General features: G+C 25.9%; 1 protein-coding gene. It reads right to left on the bottom strand.

The genetic code is table 11. From position 1 onward, the window contains the following. A partial coding sequence (locus tag AVANS14531_RS09140) for a FecR family protein (RefSeq protein ID WP_336612164.1) occupies nucleotides 1-688 on the bottom strand: 688 nt, incomplete at its 3' end. Nucleotides 689-699 lie beyond the last annotated feature (11 nt).

Raw genomic sequence — 699 nt, 5'->3', positions numbered from 1 at the left:
AATTTGAATTCGGATTTTGAGCTTTAATGTCTGAACTAAGAGTAATGCTACTTACTTTATTTTGGTTTTGTTTTTCTTCTTTTTTCTCTTGAATTATTTCTTGTTTTTCTTGAATAAAGTTAGCTTTTGTTAAAGAAAAATCATTTGCTTTTAAATTTTCTATTTTAATTACTTTTGTATCTTTAAAGCTTATTTGTTTTCCTGAATCAATTAGTGAAGTTTTGTTTCCTAATTTAACATCAATTGCACCTTGTAAGCAAGCTAATTTATTTACATTAAATCCAACTTCTCCAACAAATACTGTTCCTCTAATACCAATAGTTGCTGTTTGTGCTTTTAAAGAGAAATTTTTTCTTGCAAGTTTTGAGATTTCTCCTGTAATTACTTTAAAGCTTCCTTCATCAACTACTAAATTAACTTTAGAATTTTTTCCATCTAATAAATACTGCTTTATTTCTAAACTTGTATTTTTTCCTAAAGTTGTTACTGTATTATCATTGAATATTATTTGTAATCTTGCGTTATTACCTGTTTTTATAATATCGCTTTCTTCTAATTCTTGATTTAATACAGCTTGTATTTCAGAACCATTTGAAATAACTACTGCATCTCCTCTAATTGCTGAGATTTTACCTATACTTGCATAGCTTAGTGTTATTACACTTAATAACAAAATGAGTTTTTTCATAAACATTCCTT

Source organism: Campylobacter sp. Cr9 (assembly GCF_020138295.1).
Classification (GTDB): Bacteria; Campylobacterota; Campylobacteria; order Campylobacterales; family Campylobacteraceae; genus Campylobacter_E.
The sequence above is the reverse complement of the archived record's forward strand: the minus strand, read 5'-3'. Positions and strand labels throughout refer to the sequence as shown.